Here is a 1642-nt window from a genome sequence, read left to right as displayed (position 1 = left end):
CATCCCGCTGGGTCTCAAGATTCGTGACTTGTTTTAACGTGTCTTTTTGTTGTTCCTTCAACGACTCCGTGAACTGATTAAAAACTTCCGTCCCAAATAGACTCCGCAAAATGGTCATCTTATCATCGCTCTGAGCGGCCAAAAATTCACGGAACTGATTCTGTGGTAACAAAATGATTTTGCGGAATTGGTCTGCATTTAGATGCAATAATTCTTGAATCGCATCCCGCACAACCGGAATTTTCTCGCCCATCGCCGCGATAGGCACTTGTAAAGTTTCGTCAACCTCAGTCAATGACACTTCGGCTTTACGTTCAGTGGTATCATCGTCGGATTTCGCACCACGCTTTTTCTTTAATTGTTGCGTCGGTTTGCGACTAATTCGATAGTACCGTCCGTTATGCTCAAACCAAAAAGTCACAACCGTCTCCGCTGTTGTGGGCGCAAATTCACTGCGCATTTCCTCTGGCTTACGTTCACTGGTTCCTTCACCAAACAAGGCGTAGGTCATGCCATCAAACATTGTTGTTTTACCGGCACCGGTATCGCCAGTGATCAAAAACAATTTTGATTCTGTAAATCGCTCAAAATCAACCGTCGTTTGTTCGTAGGGCCCAAAATATTGTAACGCTAATTTAATTGGACGCATCTTTATCCCTCTTCCTGTTGGCGTAACTGTACTAGTGTATCTGCGATAACACGTTCTTGCGCTGCGGTTAGTGATTCTTGTGTGACTTCTTGGTAGAAGGTCGCAATCAAATCATCATCGGACACATCATCGGCAACGACTTCTGGAATAACCTGATCAACCATCGTGAGTGCCGGTAAGTCATACTGCACTTCGACGACATCCCCATAAATGTCAACCAACGTTGCGCGTGCATTCGTTGTGTGTGCAACGCCCTGAATGCGAATACTAAAAAAGTTGGCATGATTTCTAGCATACTGTTGATAAAATTCAGGACTTATCAAAGTCTCAAACGGTGCTGATAGGACAATCAAATCTTTAGTCGGTGTAATTGGGTGCCAAGTCGTGTGGACCGCGTCGGGTGTGATATCAACAATAAAGACCCCTTTCTCCGTTTGTGCTTCCTTGGTATTGAATTTAACAGGCGATCCAGCATACTGAATTGTTTTAGTTGGACTAGCTTGGCGTAAATGCAGGTGGCCTAACGCCACGTAGTCAAATGCTGAAAATTGGTCAGCAGTGATCCCCTTCAATCCACCGACGCGTGAATTCGTTTCACTAGTAAATTCATAGTCTTCATTACCTGCGCCTGTCACATAATAATGGGTGACCAAAATATGTTGCTTGTGTGGATCAAATGTTGCCACCATATCTTGCACAATTCGGTTCATAACCTGTTCAATACTTTGGTACGCCGCCAATTCGTCTTCTGGGATTTGATAATAAACACGCGCGGTTGTTGGTTCGATAAATGGTAGTAAATAAATTTGCGCTTCTGGCGTTTCCACTGGTTTAAATGCACCCGCTAGCGTTGTATTAAGGAATAACCCGGTTTGCTCACGCCACTCATGGCCCGCTCCCAGACGTGTCGCACCGTCGTGATTCCCAGAGACTGCGTAAATCGGTAAATGATGGGTCAGGTTCATTTCTTTCAGCATCCGCTCCAAGGCCGTC

Annotated in this window: 2 protein-coding genes; both read right to left on the bottom strand. The window is 45.1% G+C overall.

The features are described from left to right. A partial coding sequence (locus tag WEIDD23_RS01220; RefSeq protein WP_156469539.1) for an AAA family ATPase occupies nt 1-649 on the bottom strand: 649 nt, incomplete at its 3' end. Between the two features lie 2 nt (nt 650-651). Next, nucleotides 652-1642, bottom strand: a 991-nt coding sequence (locus WEIDD23_RS01215) for a metallophosphoesterase family protein (protein ID WP_062358688.1), incomplete at its 5' end; no start/stop codon positions are given.

The organism is Weissella sp. DD23, from assembly GCF_001579105.1.
GTDB lineage: Bacteria > Bacillota > Bacilli > Lactobacillales > Lactobacillaceae > Weissella > Weissella cibaria.
Note: the sequence above shows the minus strand (reverse complement) of the source record. Positions and strands in the feature narration are given on the sequence as shown.